Raw genomic sequence first — 16,153 nt, forward strand, 5'->3', positions numbered from 1 at the left:
CTCAGGGCGTTCCTTGATATCCGATGGCCTGCAGCCGTGCTTGCATGACCGTCGCGTAGCCGGTGGTCCCGGCGTTCTTGGGGTGGAAGGATTCACGGCTCAGGCACTTGCCGCCCAGGGCGCCCCAGAGGCAGGCGGCCGGGACGGCGGCGGGGTCGCCGAGATGGAAGTCGCCGTCACCGTTGGGGCCGAGGACGAATTTGTTGATCCATTCGTCGGTGTCGCAGCCGCCGTGGCCGACGAAGGCGCTCACCGGGTCGGCGTAGTCGATCTTCATCTGGCCGGGACCGGTCCGCAGGAGGTCGGTGAGCGTCCGCTGCCGGGTGTTGGCGTAGCCGACCAGTTCCGCCAGGGCCTGCACCTCCGTCAGGTCGTAGTAGAGCGATCCGCTGCACTTCTCGGTACGGCTCAGGAGTTCCGGATAGCCCATCAGAACGATCCTCGCCTGCGGCGCCCGGGCCGCCACCGTCGCGAGGACGGCTTCGAGGTCGGGGATCATCCGGTCGACGACACCGCGGTACTTGGGCAGGAACCCGGCGTCGTTGGCGCAGTTGCTCAGTCCTCCGCACTCCTGCATGGCGGCGGCGAAGCCGCCCTCGTCATTGCCGCCGAGGGTCAGCATCACCAGGGTCGTATCGGGGCTGAGCACTCCCGAGTCGGTCTGGAGGACCTCGCCGAACCGGCCCTCCCGGTGCGGCTGCGGCAGATTGCCGCTGGGTACCGCGGCGACATCCTTCGTCATCGCCCCGGAGCAGGCCGTGAAGCCCAGTTCGGCGGCGGTTCCGAAGCCGTCGGTGAGGGTGCCGAGGGGAGTCGTGTTACCGGGGAGCACCAGCTTCCGGGCCCAGGCGTTGTCGCTGCGGCGGCAGGCGTTCCACTGGGCGGTGCCGTGGTCCTTGTCGCTCTCCCGGGAGTACGCCCCCGCGCCCTCGCCGGAGGTGAAGGAGTCACCGAGTACCGCGACGACATGTCTGGGTTTGGCGGGCAGCGGCTGGAAGGCGACGGCGTCCCACGCCACGTCCTCGTCACCGGTGCCGTCCAGGGCCGTACTCGCGAGTCTCACCCGTGGGGTGCCGTTGACCCGGTAGACGCCGAGGGAGACCCATTTGTTGGACTTGTGTTCCTGGCCCAGGGTTCTGCTGCGGGTGAAGGCGCCCGTGCCGGTGTCGATCTCGTACCGGGCCTGTTGGGTGTGCGCGCCGTGGTCGGGGACGTGGACCAGGATCCTCACCCACTGGTCGAAGGTACGGCTCGGGGTCCAGGTCCCGGTGGTCAGCAGCCGTTGGCCGTCGGCGGAGGAGGGTTTGCGGGTATGGGTGAACCAGAAGTGGTCGCCGTAGCCCGCCCCGATCTGATGGAGGTCCATCTTCCCCGGATAGTGGCCGTTGGAGGCGGCGAAGGTGAAGCCGAATGTTCCACCGGATCCGCTCGCCCCACAGGTATGACCGGATTGGCCGGTTGGCGTGACCCCGCTGGGGATGTCGTCGACGACGACGGTTCCGGCCGGAAGCCCGTGGTCGCACCTCGGCGGGTACGAGGTGTTCTCATTGGGTTGCTCCGGGTAAGTGGTGTTGAACCGGTGGACCGGGTATCCGCATTCGGCGGCGGCCTCACAGTTCTTCCAGGTGACCTCGTGATGCCACCAGCACTTCAGATACAGCGGATTGTTCTCGTCGGGGTCGCCGGGCAGCAGGCAGGGGCCACGGCCGGTCTGGTTGGACGCGCCGTCACTGATCTTCCCGGGGTCGCAGTCGTTGGCGGCCGTGCAGAAGAGCATGTTCGGGGGCTTGGCCCGGGTACGGAAGGCATTGTTGTTCCACCAGGCGGGCCGGTAGCCCACCACCATCTCACCGGGCTTGGCCATCGCCGAGATCGGGCGGCCCGCCCAGCCGATCACCTTCTCCTGGTAGGGCCAGTCCTGCGGGTGCGCGGCGTGCGAGTAGTCGTCGCCGCCACCGGCCGCTTCGAGGAAGGGCAGCCGGTTCTCCTTCCACAGCGGGTTGGCGGGGTTGTTGGTCCAGCCCACGCCCCATTTACCGCTGTTGTGTCCGGCCGCCGACTGGGGGTAGAAGCCGGAGTTGTAGGCCCACAGCGCGAAGAACCAGCTCTCGATGTGCTTGGGATTGCCGCCGTTGACGGTCATTCCCGCGATCCGGGTCTCATTCCACTTGGAGGCCAGGATCTGCGCTCCGTAGGCGATGTTCGCGGAGTAGTCGAGTGCGGCGGCTTCCTTCTGCGCGGTGGTCAGGGTGTGATCCGCCAGCCGCATTCCGTCGGTGACCTGGGAAATGCCGTAGCCGCAGTCGGCTTTCGACCAGTTGACGGCCCAGGGGTCGGACTGGTTTCCGTCGGACGAGTAGGAGACTCCGTAGTAATTGCCGATCAGCGAGTTTCCGGTGAGTCCCGGCACCACCGTCCGGGTGGCCTGCCACATATTGGACTCCTGCGCGGTCACCCCGAGCATGATCTGGGACGGGATGTGGTATTCGTCCGCGCGGTCGACCACGCCGTTGGGATCGCCCTCCAGAACGGGGAGCGGGAAGAGCACCTGGGGGGAGTAGGCCGACATCCCGGTGTTGTTCCAGTTGGCCGGCCGGTTCGCATGCCGGTACAACTCGTCGATCACGGCCTGGTTGACGGCCCATTCCACCTGGCGCGGCGTCGGCTGAAGTGCCTGTTTGCGAGGATCACCGCGCGGCACGGAGCAGGTCCGCTCGGCTTCCACCGGGTTGGTGGGCGAAGCGGCGAGGACGGAAGCGCCGCCGTCGCTCCGGGGACGGGGCAGCGCCGGTGATGTCGCGGCACCGGCCTGTACGGCGTCCCGTGCCACCGGCAGCGCGCCGGGCACGGCCTCCAGGGTGATCTTCGCCCCGGTGCGGATGGCGTGCAGCCCGGTCCGCAGGGTCCGGGCGCCGTCGGCGGCCGGGCGTGCGGAGGTGGCTTCGGGGCCCGCTGCCCCGGTTCCCCGGGCGCTGGAGGCGGTCGGCCGGGAGGTCGAGACGGCGGTCTCGCCCAGGGTGGAGATCCGGTCGTCCTTGCCGAGGGTGCCGGGATTGCGGACGGCCGCGGGCAGGGGCCCCTGAGTCCGGGCGCTGCCGGTCACGTACACCGTTCCGTCGGCGGCGGCGGACAGGTCCCAGGAGGTGAGGGGGCCGCGGGCCAGCGTGGCCGGGGTGGCCCGGCCTCGGGCGATCTGTTCGGCGCTGACCCGTCGGGCCACGCTCTCCGTGAGGTCCGTGCCCGGCGAAGACGGCAGGCGCTCGGCGAAGACGACGCCGCCGGACCGGTCGGGGCGCAGCTGGAAGGGAACGGTTCGGGTCCGGGCGATCTCCCGTACCCGGCCGTCGTCGCCGATCCGTACGAGCCCGTGGCCCCGGGCGGCCACGATGCCCTGCTCGGTGGGGACGGCGGAGGTGACCTGACCGCCGACGCGCACCGGAGCGGAGGCCCGGCCCCGCGCGGCGTCGACCCCGATGAGCCGGGTCCCGGTCTGTTTGTCCTTGTCATGGGTGAGCTGGGTGAAGACGGCGCGCTCGCCGGCGCCGCAGCCGGGAGAGAAGTAGGCGAGCGATACGGTCTTGGGGAGTTTGGTGACCTTCCCGGTCGTCAGGTCCACCACTGCCGCGAAGGCCCCGCGGACCATCAGTTCGGGTTTGTTGGTGAAGGTCCGGGGCGCGTACGCCACGGCGGCGCGCTTCCCGGAACGCGTCACGCACGCGTTGCCTATCCAGGAATCGGCTTCGAAGCCCGGTTCCTTCAAGGTGGCGGCGGTACGCCAGGCGTAGCCGTTCTCGGCGTCGGCGACCATCACATGGAAACCGTCGGCGTCACCCGCCGTGGTCCAGGCGCGGTCCCGCGAGGTCCCTCGGGACGCGCCCGGGAAGTCGGCGCGCCGCTCCGCGGGAATCGCGCGCGGGGTGCCGGGGCCGTCGGTACGGCTGGTCCGCTCCTGGTGCTCGGCGTCCCCGGCGGGGCGGGGACCGGCCGCGAGGGCGGTGCCGGGAAGCAGTGTGGCGAGGAGTGCGACGGTGCACGCGCCGATCAGATGGGATGCCGACCAGGTGCGGCGGTTTCCGAATAACACGGTTCTTCGGTGGCGCTGACGAGGTATCACGGAGGACGTCCTCTCGGGTGCCAGTGTTTCACGGACACGACAACGACCTTTGTGAAAGGCGCACTTCCGGCGGGTACGGCCGTTCACGGCACCGAATCCAACCACAGCCGAAAGGAAGAATCCGGGCCCATTACGTGCTCGGCGCACGCATCTTGTCGGGGTGCGGAAAGTGGATCTCGGCCGTGACCGGCCCATTGATTCCGCGGAGCACTGTCACCGAGCGGTGGGCGGCGAACCATATCCCCGTGCGATAGCGCCGTTATCCCGCGTGTGAAGTCACCGCGGGACAACGGGGATCAGCCGGTCTCCCCACCGTGCCAGGAGTGCCAGAGCGCCGCATACGCTCCCCCGGCCGCGACGAGTTCGTCGTGGGTGCCGAGTTCGGTGAGGCGGCCGTCCTCCATGACCGCGACGCGGTCCGCGTCGTGGGCGGTCTGGAGGCGGTGGGCGACGGCGATGACGGTACGGCCCGCGAGGACGGCGGCGAGGGCGCGTTCGGTGTGGCGGGCGGTACGGGGGTCGAGGAGGGCCGTCGCCTCGTCCAGGACCAGGGTGTGGGGGTTCGCGAGGACGACCCGGGCCAGGGCGAGTTGCTGGGACTGGGCGCCGTCGAGGACATGGCCGTCGACGCCGATCTCGGTATCGAGTCCGGCGGGCAGTTCGGTGAGCCAGTCGGCGCCCACGGCGGCCAGGGCGGCACGCAGTGCCGTGTCGTCGGCGTCCGGGGCGGCGATCCGGAGGTTGTCGCGGACGGTGCCGAGGAAGATGTGGTGTTCCTGGGTGACGAGGGCGATATGGCGGCGCAGCCGGGCCGGGTCGAGGGCGGCGACGGGGACCCCGCCGACGGTGACGGATCCGGTGTGCGGGGTGTCGAGTCCGGCGAGCAGCCGTCCGAGGGTGGTCTTTCCGGCGCCGGACGGTCCGACCAGGGCGAGTTGTTCCCCGGGTCGTACGGTCAGCTCGACGCCTCGGACCACGTCGCCGCCGCCGTCGTAGGCGAAGTGCGCGTCGCGGATCTCGATCCGCTCGCCGTCGGGTTCGGGCGCGGGCGGTCCGGTGTCGGTACGGGGGACGAGTCCGAGCCCTTCGACCCGGGCGAAGGCGACTTTGGCGCTCTGGAGTTGTTCGACTCGCATCAGGACGGCGTCGAGGGGCTGGGCGAGCTGGCGCAGATAGAGGGCGGCGGCGACCACGGCGCCGAGGGTGACGGTGCCCCGGTCGACGAGGACGGTACCGAGCATGACGACGGCGGCAACCGGCAGCAGATAGGAGATGTCGATACCGGTGTAGAGGACGGAGCGCAGATGGAGGGTGCGCAGCCGGGTGCGGAGGCAGTGCCGGACGACCGTCTCGGCGGCGTCGATCCGGCGCTGCTGGAGGCCGAGGGCTTCGACGGTCCTGGAGCCGGTGGCGGTCGCGGCCAGTTCCTCGGCGAGATCGGAGTTGGCCGTGCCCTCCTCGTGGTAGGCGCTTTCGGCCCGGCGCAGATACCAGCGGGTGACGAGCCAGACTCCGATCAGTCCGATCAGTCCGACAGTGCCCAGCAGGGGGTCGACGGTAAAGACGGCGGCGACCAGGAAGAGCGACTGGACGCTGTTGACGAGGACGTCGGGCAGGGCGTCGCGGAGTCCGCTGCCGACGGTGGCGACATCGGTGGTGCCGCGGGCGGTGAGGTCGCCGGTCCCGGCGCGTTCCACGACGGACGCGGGGGCGGCGAGGGCGCGTTCGGCGTACTCCTCGCGGACCCGGGCGATGCTCCGTTCGCCGAAGCGGTGGCCGATGTACCGGGCCCAGCGGGTGAGCAGCAGTTGGGCGACGGCGAAGCCGACGATGGCCAGGGCGAGCCGGTCGACGGTGCCGGTTCCGGCGCCGTCGCGGACCTCGTCCACGATCCGGCCGACGAGCCAGGGGGCGGCGAGGGCTGCGGCGGCGGCGAGGGCGTTGACGGCGAGGATCGTGAGGAAGGCGCGCCGTTCGAGCCGGATCAGCCGGAGGGCGGCGCGGCGGACGGCGGCACCGGTCGCGACGGGCAGCGCGGACGTGGGGGTCGTGCCGGTGGTCATCGGGCTTCCCCTGTCGGTGCGGTGGTACGGGCCCCGGGCGCACCGGTCACGGCCTCCGTGTCGTCAGTATCTTCGGGGTCGTCGCGGGCGACGAGCCGCCGGTAGCCGGGCTGGCGGGCCAGCAGCTCCCGGTGGGTGCCGTGGTCGACGGCCGCGCCGTCGACCAGGTAGTAGACGGTGTCGGCCCGGTCCAGGACGAGTGGCGACGTGGTGGTGACGACGGTGGTACGGCCCTGCCTGGCGGTGGCGAGCCGTCCGGCGACGGCGGCTTCGGTGGGGGCGTCGAGCGCGGACGTCGGTTCGACGGCGATCAGCACCTCGGGGTCGGCGACCAGGGCGCGGGCGAGCCGGATCCGCTGGCGCTGGCCGCCGGAGATGTTGCGTCCCCCGGCCCGGACCGGGGAGTCGAGTCCGGCGGGCAGGCCCCGGACCACATCCTGGGCGAGTGCGGTCCGCAGGGCTTCCTCTATCTGTGCGTCGGTGGGCCGGTGGCGTCCGGCGAGAACGTCCCGCAGGGGTCCGGCGAAGATCGCGGCGTCGTTGTCGGCGACCAGGATCCGGCTCCGTACGGCATCGGTGTCGACGGTGCCGAGGGGGACGCCGCCCCAAGTGGTGTCGGAGGGGCGGAACCGGCCGAGGCGGTCGGCGACCCGGGCGGTCTCGGCGGTGCGGCCGGAGACCAGGGCCGTGAGGACACCGGGGGCGGCGGTGACCCCGGACGCGGGGTCGTGCAGGGGTGCCGGTCCGGCGGGGGCTTCGGCCCGGGCCGCCCTGGTGCGCAGGGGGTCGGGTTCGAGGTCGAGGAAGCGGATCACCCGGCGGGCGGCGACCAGGGCTCGGCTGATGTCGTTGCCGCTGTCGATGAGGAAGATCACGGGGAGGCCGAGGACGGCGGTGTAGCCGTAGACGGCGACCAGTTCACCGACGGTGATCTCGCCCTGGGCGGCCATCCGGGCGGCGAGCCAGGTCACGACGGCGAGGAAGAGGGTGGGCAGCCCGTAGGTGAGGGCTTCGAGCCAGCTGTTGACGGCGCCGACGCGATAGCCCTGGGACCGGAGTTCGCGGGAGCCGCGCCGGTAGCGGGCGGCGTACTCCTCCTTGCCGCCGACGGCGTTGAGGACGTGCAGTCCGCCCGCGATGTCGCCGAAGCGGGCGGCCAACTCGCCCTGCCGGGTGCGGTAGGCGGTTTCGGCGCCCTGGAGCCGGCCGAGCAGGGGGCCGACGCAGAGCGCGCCGAGGGGGACGCCGAGCAGGACGACGGCGGCGAGCGCCGGGGAGACGTCGAGCAGCAGTACGGCGATCGCTCCGCAGCTGACGAGGGAGCCGATGCCGGGGCCGAGGAAGGTGAGGGCGTTGCCGATGGCGGCGGCGTCGCCGAGGCCGACGGTGACGATCTCCCCGGCGCTGACCCGGCGTTGCAGTACGGCGCCGAGCCGGGTGGAGTGCCGGACGACGACGCGTACGGTACGGAACGCGGCGTCGACCCTGGCCCGGGTCATGGTGCGGTGGCGGAGGGTGCCGACGACCGCGGTGACCACGGCGGTGACGAGGAGGGCGGCGACCCATCCGGCGGTGGCCCGGCGGTCGCCGCTCTCCAGGCCGTCGTCGACGGCGCGGGCGAGCAGATAGGGGACGAGGGTCAGTCCGGCCAGCCAGCCGACGGAGTACAGGGCTCCGGTGGCGACCCTGGTCCATTGGGCGCGGGCGGTCCAGGCGAGGTAGCGGACGGGGCCGCGGCGGTCCGGGGTGCCCGGGTCGTCGCCGCCGCCGAGGATGTCCACCAGTTCGGCCTGTCGTCTTCGCCCCATGATCGCCACCCTAGGGCGGCGGGGCGGGGGCATCGACCGGTTTTTGCGGCAATCCGGTACGGGGCTTCCGGCACCCGCCCGAAGCCCCGCCCCGGTCCGTCACGGCCCGCCCCGAGTCCCGGGCGATCCGTCACGGCCGCCCGACCGGAGGCCTCGCCCCCGGTCGGGCCCGGTGCACCGCCCGGTCCGTCCCGGACCCGCTCGCACGCCCCGGCGTCACTTGTCCCCGAGCGATTCCCGCAGGGCCACATTGAGTTCGAGGACATTGACCCTCGGTTCGCCGATGAAGCCGAGGATCCGGCCGTCGGTGTGCTCCTTCACCAGCTTCTCCACCCGCTCGACGGGGATGCCGTGGCGTTCGGCGACCCGGCGGATCTGGAGTTCCGCGTACGCGGGCGAGATATGCGGGTCGAGTCCCGAGCCGGAGGAGGTGACCGCGTCCGGCGGTACGTCCCCGGCTTCCGGCCGCCATCCCTTGGTGGTGTTGTCGGCGATCACCGCCGCCTTGGCCTCCTTCACCCACTGGACGAGTTCGGTGTTGTTCCCCGCCCGGTTGGTGGCGCCGGAGAGGATGAGGGAGTACTGGGTGTTGACCGTGTTGGTCCCGAGCCCGTTGGACGGCCGGGGCTGGAACCAGCGCAGATCGGGCCGGGGCTTCTCGTCGGGATCTTCGGGATTCTCCTTCGGCAGCAGATAGGACTGGCCGATCAGGGATGATCCGACGACCTTCCCCTCGGAGCTGATCTCCGAGCCGTCGGCCTTGCCGGGGAAGAGGGCCTGGGCGGCGCCGGTGACGGCGAGCGGATAGACCACCCCGCAGACCAAGGTCAGGACGAGGAGGGCCCGCAGCCCGGCCGAGAGCAGTCGGCCCGTGTTCCGTACGGAGGTGTTCATGGTCGTCACCCGATGCCAGGGATCGCTGAGATGAGCAGATCGATGATTTTGATGCCGATGAAGGGGGCGATCAGTCCGCCGAGTCCGTAGACCGCGAGATTGCGGCGGAGCATCCGGTCGGCGCTCATGGGCCGGTAGCGCACTCCGCGCAGGGCGAGCGGTACCAGCGCCACGATGATCAGCGCGTTGAAGACCACGGCGGCCAGGATCGCCGACTCCGGCGAGGAGAGCCGCATGATGTTGAGGGTGTCGAGGCCGGGATAGGCGGCGGTGAAGATCGCCGGGATGATCGCGAAGTATTTGGCGACGTCGTTGGCGATGGAGAAGGTGGTCAGCGCGCCCCGGGTGATCAGCAGTTGCTTGCCGATCTCCACGATCTCGATGAGTTTGGTGGGGTTGGAGTCGAGGTCGACCATGTTCCCGGCCTCTTTGGCGGCCGAGGTGCCGGTGTTCATGGCCACGCCGACATCCGCCTGGGCGAGCGCCGGGGCGTCGTTGGTGCCGTCGCCGGTCATGGCGACCAGCTTGCCGCCCGCCTGCTCCCGTTTGATCAGGGCCATCTTGTCCTCGGGGGTGGCCTCGGCGAGGAAGTCGTCGACACCTGCCTCCTCGGCGATGGCCCGGGCCGTCAGCGGGTTGTCGCCGGTGATCATCACGGTCTTGATGCCCATCCGGCGCAGTTCCTCGAACCGGTCGCGCATCCCTTCCTTGACGACGTCCTTGAGGTGGACGACGCCGAGGATCCGGGCGCCGTCGCGGTCCTCGACGGCGACCAGCAGCGGCGTGCCGCCCGCGTTCGCGATCTCGTCGGTGAGCCGGTCGGTGTCGTCGGTGACGGTGCCGCCCTGTTCGCGTACCCACTTCACCACCGAACCGGTGGCGCCCTTGCGGACCTTGCGGCCGTCGATGTCGACCCCGGACATCCGGGTCTGGGCGGTGAAGTCGATCCACTCGGCGCCGGCCAGTTCGCCCCGGTGCCGTTCGCGCAGCCCGTACTTCTCCTTGGCGAGGACCACGATCGAGCGGCCCTCGGGGGTCTCGTCGGCGAGTGACGACAGCTGGGCGGCGTCCGCGAGTTCGGCGGCCGTGACACCGCCGACGGGGACGAACTCGGCGGCCTGCCGGTTGCCGAGGGTGATGGTGCCGGTCTTGTCGAGGAGCAGGGTCGAGACGTCGCCCGCGGCCTCGACGGCCCGGCCGGACATGGCGAGCACATTCCGCTGCACCAGCCGGTCCATGCCCGCGATGCCGATGGCGGAGAGCAGGGCGCCGATGGTGGTGGGGATGAGGCAGACCAGCAGGGCGGCCAGCACGATCATCGACGTCTGCTCGTCGGCCCCGGCGAAGACCGCGAAGGGCTTGAGGGTGACGACGGCCAGCAGGAAGACCACGGTCAGCGAGGCCAGCAGGATGTTGAGGGCGATCTCGTTGGGGGTCTTCTGCCGGGCCGCGCCCTCGACCAGGCCGATCATCCGGTCGATGAAGGTCTCCCCCGGCTTGGTGGTGATCTCCACGACGATCCGGTCGGAGAGCACCTTCGTACCGCCGGTGACGGCGCTGCGGTCGCCGCCGGACTCCCGGATGACGGGCGCGGACTCGCCGGTGATGGCGGACTCGTCGACGGAGGCGACGCCTTCGACCACATCGCCGTCGCCGGGGATGACGTCTCCGGCCTCGCAGACGACGCGGTCGCCGATCCGGAGTTCGGTGCCGGGCACCCGCTCCTCCGTCGTGCCGGCGAGCCGGCGGGCGACGGTGTCGGTCTTGGCCTTGCGCAGGGTGTCGGCCTGGGCCTTGCCGCGGCCCTCGGCGACGGCCTCGGCGAGATTGGCGAAGATCACGGTCAGCCAGAGCCAGCCGGTGATCGCCCAGCCGAACCAGTCGCCGGGGTCGGTGAGGGCCAGTCCGGTGGTGAGTACGGAGCCGATCAGCACCACGAACATCACGGGTGCCTTGGCCATCACCCGGGGATCGAGTTTGCGCAGCGCCTCGGGGAGCGACTTCAGCAATTGCCGGGGGTCGAAGAGTCCCCCGCCGACCCGGCCGTCGGCGGGCTTGTGGCCGGTGGGCAGATCGGAGTGGGGTGCTCTGGGCGGAGTTATCGTGCTCATGACGCAAGCCCTTCGGCGAGCGGGCCCAGCGCGAGCGCCGGGAAGTAGGTGAGTCCGGTGATGATCAGGATCGTGCCGACCAGCAACCCGGTGAACAGCGGCTTCTCGGTCCGGAGGGTTCCGGCGGTGGCCGGGACCGGCTTCTGCTCGGCCAGCGATCCGGCCAGCGCCAGAACGAAGACCATCGGCAGGAAGCGGCCGAGGAGCATCGCGAGACCGATGGTGGTGTTGAACCACGGGGTGTCGGCGTTGAGCCCGGCGAAGGCGGAGCCGTTGTTGTTGGCGCCGGAGGTGTAGGCGTAGAGGATCTCGGAGAAGCCGTGCGCCGCCGAGCCCCCGACCGCGTTCTCCGCCGTGTTGGTAATCGACTCCGGCGGGGTCGACAGGGCCACGGCCAGGGCGGTGAAGCCGAGGACCAGGGCCGGGGTGATCAGGATGTAGCAGGCGGCGAGCTTGATCTCCCGGGTGCCGAGCTTCTTGCCCAGGTACTCGGGGGTGCGGCCGACCATCAGTCCGGCGATGAAGACCGCGATGATCGCCATGATCAGCATGCCGTAGAGGCCGGAGCCGACGCCGCCGGGGGCGATCTCCCCGAGCTGCATGCCCAGCATGGTGATTCCGCCGCCGTAGCCGGTGAAGGAGGAGTGGAAGCTGTTGACGGCGCCGGTGGAGGTGAGGGTGGTGGCCACCGCGAAGATCGACGAGCCGCCGACCCCGAACCGGACCTCCTTGCCCTCCAGCGCGCCGCCCGCCTCCTGGAACGCGGGCCCGGGGTGGGCGAACTCGGTCCACATCATCAGCGCCGTGAAGCCGATCCAGATCAGCGCCATGGTGCCGAGGATCGCGTACCCCTGCCGGACGTTGCCGACCATCCGGCCGAAGGCGCGGGTGATCGAGAACGGGATCAGCAGGATGAGGAAGATCTCCAGCAGATTGGAGAGGGGCCCGGGGTTCTCGAAGGGGTGGGAGGAGTTGGCGTTGAAGTAGCCGCCGCCGTTGGTGCCCAGCTCCTTGATGACCTCCTGGGAGGCGACCGCGCCGCCGTTCCACTGCTGCTCGCCGCCGGTGAACTGGCCGACGTCGTGGATGCCCGCGAAGTTCTGTACGGCCCCCAGGGAGACCAGCAGGATCGCGCCGATCACCGAGATCGGCAGCAGGATCCGGACCACTCCGCGGACCAGGTCGGCCCAGAAGTTGCCCAGTTCACCGGTGCGGCTGCGGGCGAACCCGCGGACCAGGGCGACGGCGACCGAGATACCGACGGCGGCGGAGACGAAGTTCTGTACCGCGAGGCCGCCGGTCTGGACGACGTGGCCCATGGCCTGCTCGCCGTAGTAGGACTGCCAGTTGGTGTTGGAGACGAAGGAGGCGGCGGTGTTGAACGCCTGGTCCGGGTCGATGGAGCTGAATCCGAGCGACCCGGGCAGCGACCCCTGGATCCGCTGGAGCAGATAGAGGAAGAGGACCGAGACGGCGGAGAAGGCGAGCACCCCGCGCAGATAGGACGGCCAGCGCATCTCGGTATTCGGGTTGGCCCCGATCGCGCGGTAGATCCACTTCTCGACCCGCAGATGCTTGTCGGCGGAGTAGACCCCGGCCATGTAGTCGCCGAGGGGACGGTGCACCAGGGCGAGCGCCACGATCAGCGCCAGGAGCTGGAGCACTCCGGCAAGTACGGAACTCATGTCGGGGCTAGAACCTCTCCGGGTACAGAAGGGCGAGGACGAGGTAGCCCAGCAGGGCGACGGCGATGATCAGGCCGACGACGTTCTCGGCGGTCATAGCTTGGCCACCCCCTTGGCGATGACGGCCACCAGCGCGAAGACCGCGACCGTGGTGACGACGAAGGCCAGGTCGGCCATCGTGAGCTCCTGTTTGTGATCGGAACTGCTTGGTTTCGGACTGTTCGAGGAAACCCCGTTTCGTCCGGTTCGCCGCCGTCGTTGACACGTCCCTTACGGGTGGGTCGCCCCTCTTGACGCTTCCTGTACGGAGCCCGTACGGGCTGCCGGGAACACAGCCGGGGGCGAGGATGGCGGAGAGGTCCGGAACGATCGGATCCGGCCGATTCCGAGGAGGGCGGATGAGTGGGCGGACGAGTGGTTCGCGGCCGGCCGCCGCCGCCCCGGAATCCGCTCCCCCGCGTGGCGGTACGGCCGCCGCCCGCTGCCGCGCCTGGCTGCTGGAGGGCCTGAGCGAGCAGACCGCCCGCCACCCCGGGCCGCACGGCAGACCGCCAGCCGAGGCGAAGGGCCACCGCTGGTACCGGGTGATGTGCCTGACCGGTGTCGACTACTTCTCCAGCCTCGGCTACGCCCCCGGGATCGCGGTACTCGCCGCCGGTCTGGTCGCCCCGCTGGCGACCCTGGTCCTGATCGCCCTCACCCTCTTCGGCGCGCTGCCGGTCTACCGCCGGGTGGCCCGGCGCTCACCGCACGGCGAGGGCTCCATCGCCATGCTGGAGCGGATGCTGCCGTGGTGGACGGGGAAGCTGCTGGTCCTGGTGCTGCTGGGGTTCGCGGCCACCGACTTCATCATCACCATCACCCTTTCGGCCGCCGACGCCTCCGCGCATATCGTCGAGAACCCCTACGCTCCCGGCTGGCTGCACGGCGAGAACCTGTGGATCACCCTCTTCCTGATCGGGCTGCTCGGCGCGGTCTTCCTCAAGGGCTTCCGGGAGGCCATCGGGGTCGCGGTCCCCCTGGTCGCCGTCTTCCTGCTGGTGAACCTGGTGGTGCTCGCCGCCTCGGCCCGGCGGATCCTGTCCGAGCCGTTCGTGGTCGGCGACTGGTGGGACGCCATGCTCGGCGAGCACTCCTCGTCCCTGGCGATGGTCGGCGTGGCGCTGATCGTCTTCCCGAAGCTGGCCCTGGGCATGTCCGGCTTCGAGACCGGGGTGGCGGTGATGCCGCAGATCAAGGGTGATCCATCCGATACGTACGAGAATCCGGCGGGGCGGATCCGGGACACCCGCAAGCTGCTCACCACGGCGGCGCTGATCATGAGCTGCTTTCTGCTGCTCTCCAGCCTGACCACGGTGACGCTGATCCCGGAGGCGGAGTTCGCCCCCGGGGGCCCGGCGAACGGCCGTGCCCTCGCCTATCTGGCCCATCAGGAGCTCGGCGAGGTCTTCGGCACGGTCTACGACGTCTCCACGATCTGCATCCTCTGGTTCGCGGGCGCCTCGGCCCTGGCCGGGCTGCTGAACCTGGTCCCCCGGTTCCTCCCCCGCTACGGCATGGCACCCGAATGGACCAGGGCGGTCCGTCCGCTCGTCCTGGTCTTCATGGCGATCGCGGTCGGTATCACCGTCTACTTCGACGCGAATGTCGACAAGCAGAGCGGCGCCTACGCCACCGGGGTCCTCGTCCTGATGCTCTCGGCCGCCCTCGCGGTCACCGTCTTCGCCCATCAGGCCGGTCACCGCCCGGCGACCATCGGCTTCGGCGCCATCACGGCCGTCTTCGTCTACACCACGGTCGCCAATGTCATCGAGCGCCCCGACGGCATCAAGATCGCGACCCTCTTCATCCTGGCGATCCTGATCACCTCCTTCGCCTCCCGGATCCACCGGGCGTTCGAGCTGCGCGCGGCGGACGTCGTCTTCGACGGCACGGCCGAACGGTTCGTCCGGGAGGCGGCGGCGAAGGGCCCGGTCCGGATCATCGCCAGCGACCCGACCGAGCACACCAAGGCCGAGTACCGGGCCAAGGAGTACCGCAAACGCGAGGAGACCCATATCCCGGGCAAGCGCCCGGTCCTCTTTCTGGAGGTCGTGGTCCGGGACTCGTCCGACTTCACCGAGGACCTCGCCGTCCACGGCTCCGAGAAGTACGGCGTACGACGGCTGCGGGTCACGGGCCCCACGGTCCCCAACACCATCGCGGCGGTCCTGATGCGGATCCGCGACGACACCGGCGAGGTCCCGCACGCCTATTTCACCTGGACGGAGGGCCATCCGGTGAGCCATCTCCTCCAGTTCCTGGTCTTCGGCGAGGGCGAGACGGCCCCGGTCACCCGCGAGGTCCTGCGCCGCGCCGAACCGGACCCGGCCCGCCGCCCCCGGATCCACGTGGGCTGACGGGCCCGGCGGCCCGGACCGGGCGGAACTGCCCGCCCGGCCCGCGCGTCGTTCACGGGAGGCAGGACACCCGTGACAGGAGAGGCGCATGAGACGCGACGCCGGATCCCCATCCCCGGAGGGGCCCCCGCGGCGGTGGCTGAGAGGTGGGCAGTGGCGCCGGGAGCGGGTGGTGATCGGTCTGGTGGCCGTGGTCACCCTGCTCTCCGCCGGTCCGGGGCTGGTCCCGAACGCCGGGCCCCGGCTGGGCAGTCTGCTGGAGACCTTCCAGCCGTGGCTGCCGCTCGCGGCCGTCCCGCTGGCGGCCGCAGCGGTCTGGCGGCGGTCGGCCCTCGCGCTCGGCGTCTGCGCGGCGCCGGGGGTGGCCTGGCTGGTGGTGCACGGCGGCACCCTCACGGCGGACGCCGGACGGCACGACCTGACGGCACTTCAGCACAATGTGAGCGATGTCAACCCTGATCCGGCGGGCACGGCCCGGAAGCTGCTGGCGGCGAAGGCCGATGTGATCGCCCTGGAGGAGGTCACGCCCGGGGCGCTGCCGGCCTACCGGAGGGAGCTGGATCCGGCGTATCCGCATTTCGCGGCGGACGGCACGGTCGCCCTGTTCTCCCGCCACCGGCTGACCGATGTCCGCCCGGTCGACATCCGCCCCGAGGACGTCCCGGCCGACTGGCGGCGCGGGCTGCGGGCGACGGCCCACACCCCGTGGGGCGAGATCGCGGTGTACGTGGCCCATCTGCCGTCCGTACGGCTCTCGCCCCTCTCCGGGTTCGGGACCGCGCGCCGGGACGAGTCCGCCCGCTATCTGGGCACCGCGATCGAGGCCGAGGAGACGGAGCGGGTACTGCTGCTCGGCGATCTCAACTCCACGGTCGGCGACCGGGGGCTGACCCCGCTGACGTCCCAGCTGCACGCCCCCGACGGCGCGTTCGCGTTCTCGTGGCCCGCGGCCCGGCCGCTGGCCAGGATCGATCAGGTGCTGGCGAGGAAGGCCCGGGTCACCCATGTCCGGGCCCTGGGCAGGACCGGGAGCGACCATCTCCCGGTCCTGGCGGGGATCCGGTTCTGAACCGGGGCGC

The 16,153-nt window shown here is 70.8% G+C and carries 9 protein-coding genes; 2 read left to right on the forward strand and 7 right to left on the reverse strand.

What is annotated here, in order from left to right; translation table 11 throughout:
- Position 1: 1 nt before the first annotated feature.
- The 7 genes from ABZ714_RS10145 to kdpF form a co-directional block, all read right to left on the reverse strand.
- Positions 2–4,084 carry a hypothetical protein gene (locus tag ABZ714_RS10145; RefSeq protein WP_358824704.1) on the reverse strand — a complete coding sequence of 1,361 codons (4,083 nt, stop codon included), beginning with the start codon at positions 4,082–4,084 and terminating at the stop codon, positions 2–4.
- A gap of 326 nt (positions 4,085–4,410) precedes the next feature.
- Positions 4,411–6,177, reverse strand: coding sequence for an ABC transporter ATP-binding protein (locus ABZ714_RS10150; protein ID WP_358824705.1), 1,767 nt, complete (start codon positions 6,175–6,177; stop codon positions 4,411–4,413).
- The gene (locus ABZ714_RS10155; RefSeq protein WP_358824706.1) at positions 6,174–7,985 is read right to left on the reverse strand and encodes an ABC transporter ATP-binding protein; all 1,812 of its coding nucleotides are present in this window, start codon (positions 7,983–7,985) and stop codon (positions 6,174–6,176) included. The genes ABZ714_RS10150 and ABZ714_RS10155 overlap by 4 nt, the downstream gene beginning before the upstream one ends.
- A gap of 216 nt (positions 7,986–8,201) precedes the next feature.
- Positions 8,202–8,879 carry a potassium-transporting ATPase subunit C gene (locus tag ABZ714_RS10160; protein ID WP_358824707.1) on the reverse strand — a complete coding sequence of 226 codons (678 nt, stop codon included), beginning with the start codon at positions 8,877–8,879 and terminating at the stop codon, positions 8,202–8,204.
- A gap of 5 nt (positions 8,880–8,884) precedes the next feature.
- Complete coding sequence (kdpB, locus tag ABZ714_RS10165; protein WP_358824708.1) at positions 8,885–10,990, reverse strand: potassium-transporting ATPase subunit KdpB; 2,106 nt, start codon at positions 10,988–10,990, stop codon at positions 8,885–8,887.
- Positions 10,987–12,675: a potassium-transporting ATPase subunit KdpA gene (kdpA, locus tag ABZ714_RS10170; RefSeq protein ID WP_358824709.1), complete on the reverse strand. Its 1,689-nt coding sequence runs from the start codon at positions 12,673–12,675 to the stop codon at positions 10,987–10,989. Before kdpA ends, kdpB begins: the two co-directional genes overlap by 4 nt.
- 7 nt (positions 12,676–12,682) lie before the next feature.
- Complete coding sequence (kdpF, locus tag ABZ714_RS10175; RefSeq protein WP_358824710.1) at positions 12,683–12,772, reverse strand: K(+)-transporting ATPase subunit F; 90 nt, start codon at positions 12,770–12,772, stop codon at positions 12,683–12,685.
- Between the two features lie 301 nt (positions 12,773–13,073).
- Between kdpF and ABZ714_RS10180 the strand changes: the two genes are divergently transcribed.
- The gene (locus ABZ714_RS10180; protein WP_358824711.1) at positions 13,074–15,074 is read left to right on the forward strand and encodes an amino acid transporter; all 2,001 of its coding nucleotides are present in this window, start codon (positions 13,074–13,076) and stop codon (positions 15,072–15,074) included.
- An 88-nt stretch (positions 15,075–15,162) separates the two neighbouring features.
- Positions 15,163–16,143 carry an endonuclease/exonuclease/phosphatase family protein gene (locus tag ABZ714_RS10185; RefSeq protein ID WP_358824712.1) on the forward strand — a complete coding sequence of 327 codons (981 nt, stop codon included), beginning with the start codon at positions 15,163–15,165 and terminating at the stop codon, positions 16,141–16,143.
- Positions 16,144–16,153: the final 10 nt, after the last annotated feature.

The organism is Streptomyces sp. NPDC006798, from assembly GCF_040635975.1.
GTDB lineage: Bacteria > Actinomycetota > Actinomycetes > Streptomycetales > Streptomycetaceae > Streptomyces.

Bases quoted from the DNA above. Each gene is read 5' to 3' on its own strand.
- ABZ714_RS10150 (WP_358824705.1), bottom strand. From the start codon at position 6,177: ATGACCACCGGCACGACCCCCACGTCCGCGCTGCCCGTCGCGACCGGT.
- kdpF (WP_358824710.1), bottom strand. From the start codon at position 12,772: ATGACCGCCGAGAACGTCGTCGGCCTGATCATCGCCGTCGCCCTGCTG.
- ABZ714_RS10185 (WP_358824712.1), top strand. From the start codon at position 15,163: ATGAGACGCGACGCCGGATCCCCATCCCCGGAGGGGCCCCCGCGGCGG.
- kdpA (WP_358824709.1), bottom strand. From the start codon at position 12,675: ATGAGTTCCGTACTTGCCGGAGTGCTCCAGCTCCTGGCGCTGATCGTG.
- kdpB (WP_358824708.1), bottom strand. From the start codon at position 10,990: ATGAGCACGATAACTCCGCCCAGAGCACCCCACTCCGATCTGCCCACC.
- ABZ714_RS10160 (WP_358824707.1), bottom strand. From the start codon at position 8,879: ATGAACACCTCCGTACGGAACACGGGCCGACTGCTCTCGGCCGGGCTG.
- ABZ714_RS10155 (WP_358824706.1), bottom strand. From the start codon at position 7,985: ATGGGGCGAAGACGACAGGCCGAACTGGTGGACATCCTCGGCGGCGGC.
- ABZ714_RS10180 (WP_358824711.1), top strand. From the start codon at position 13,074: ATGAGTGGGCGGACGAGTGGTTCGCGGCCGGCCGCCGCCGCCCCGGAA.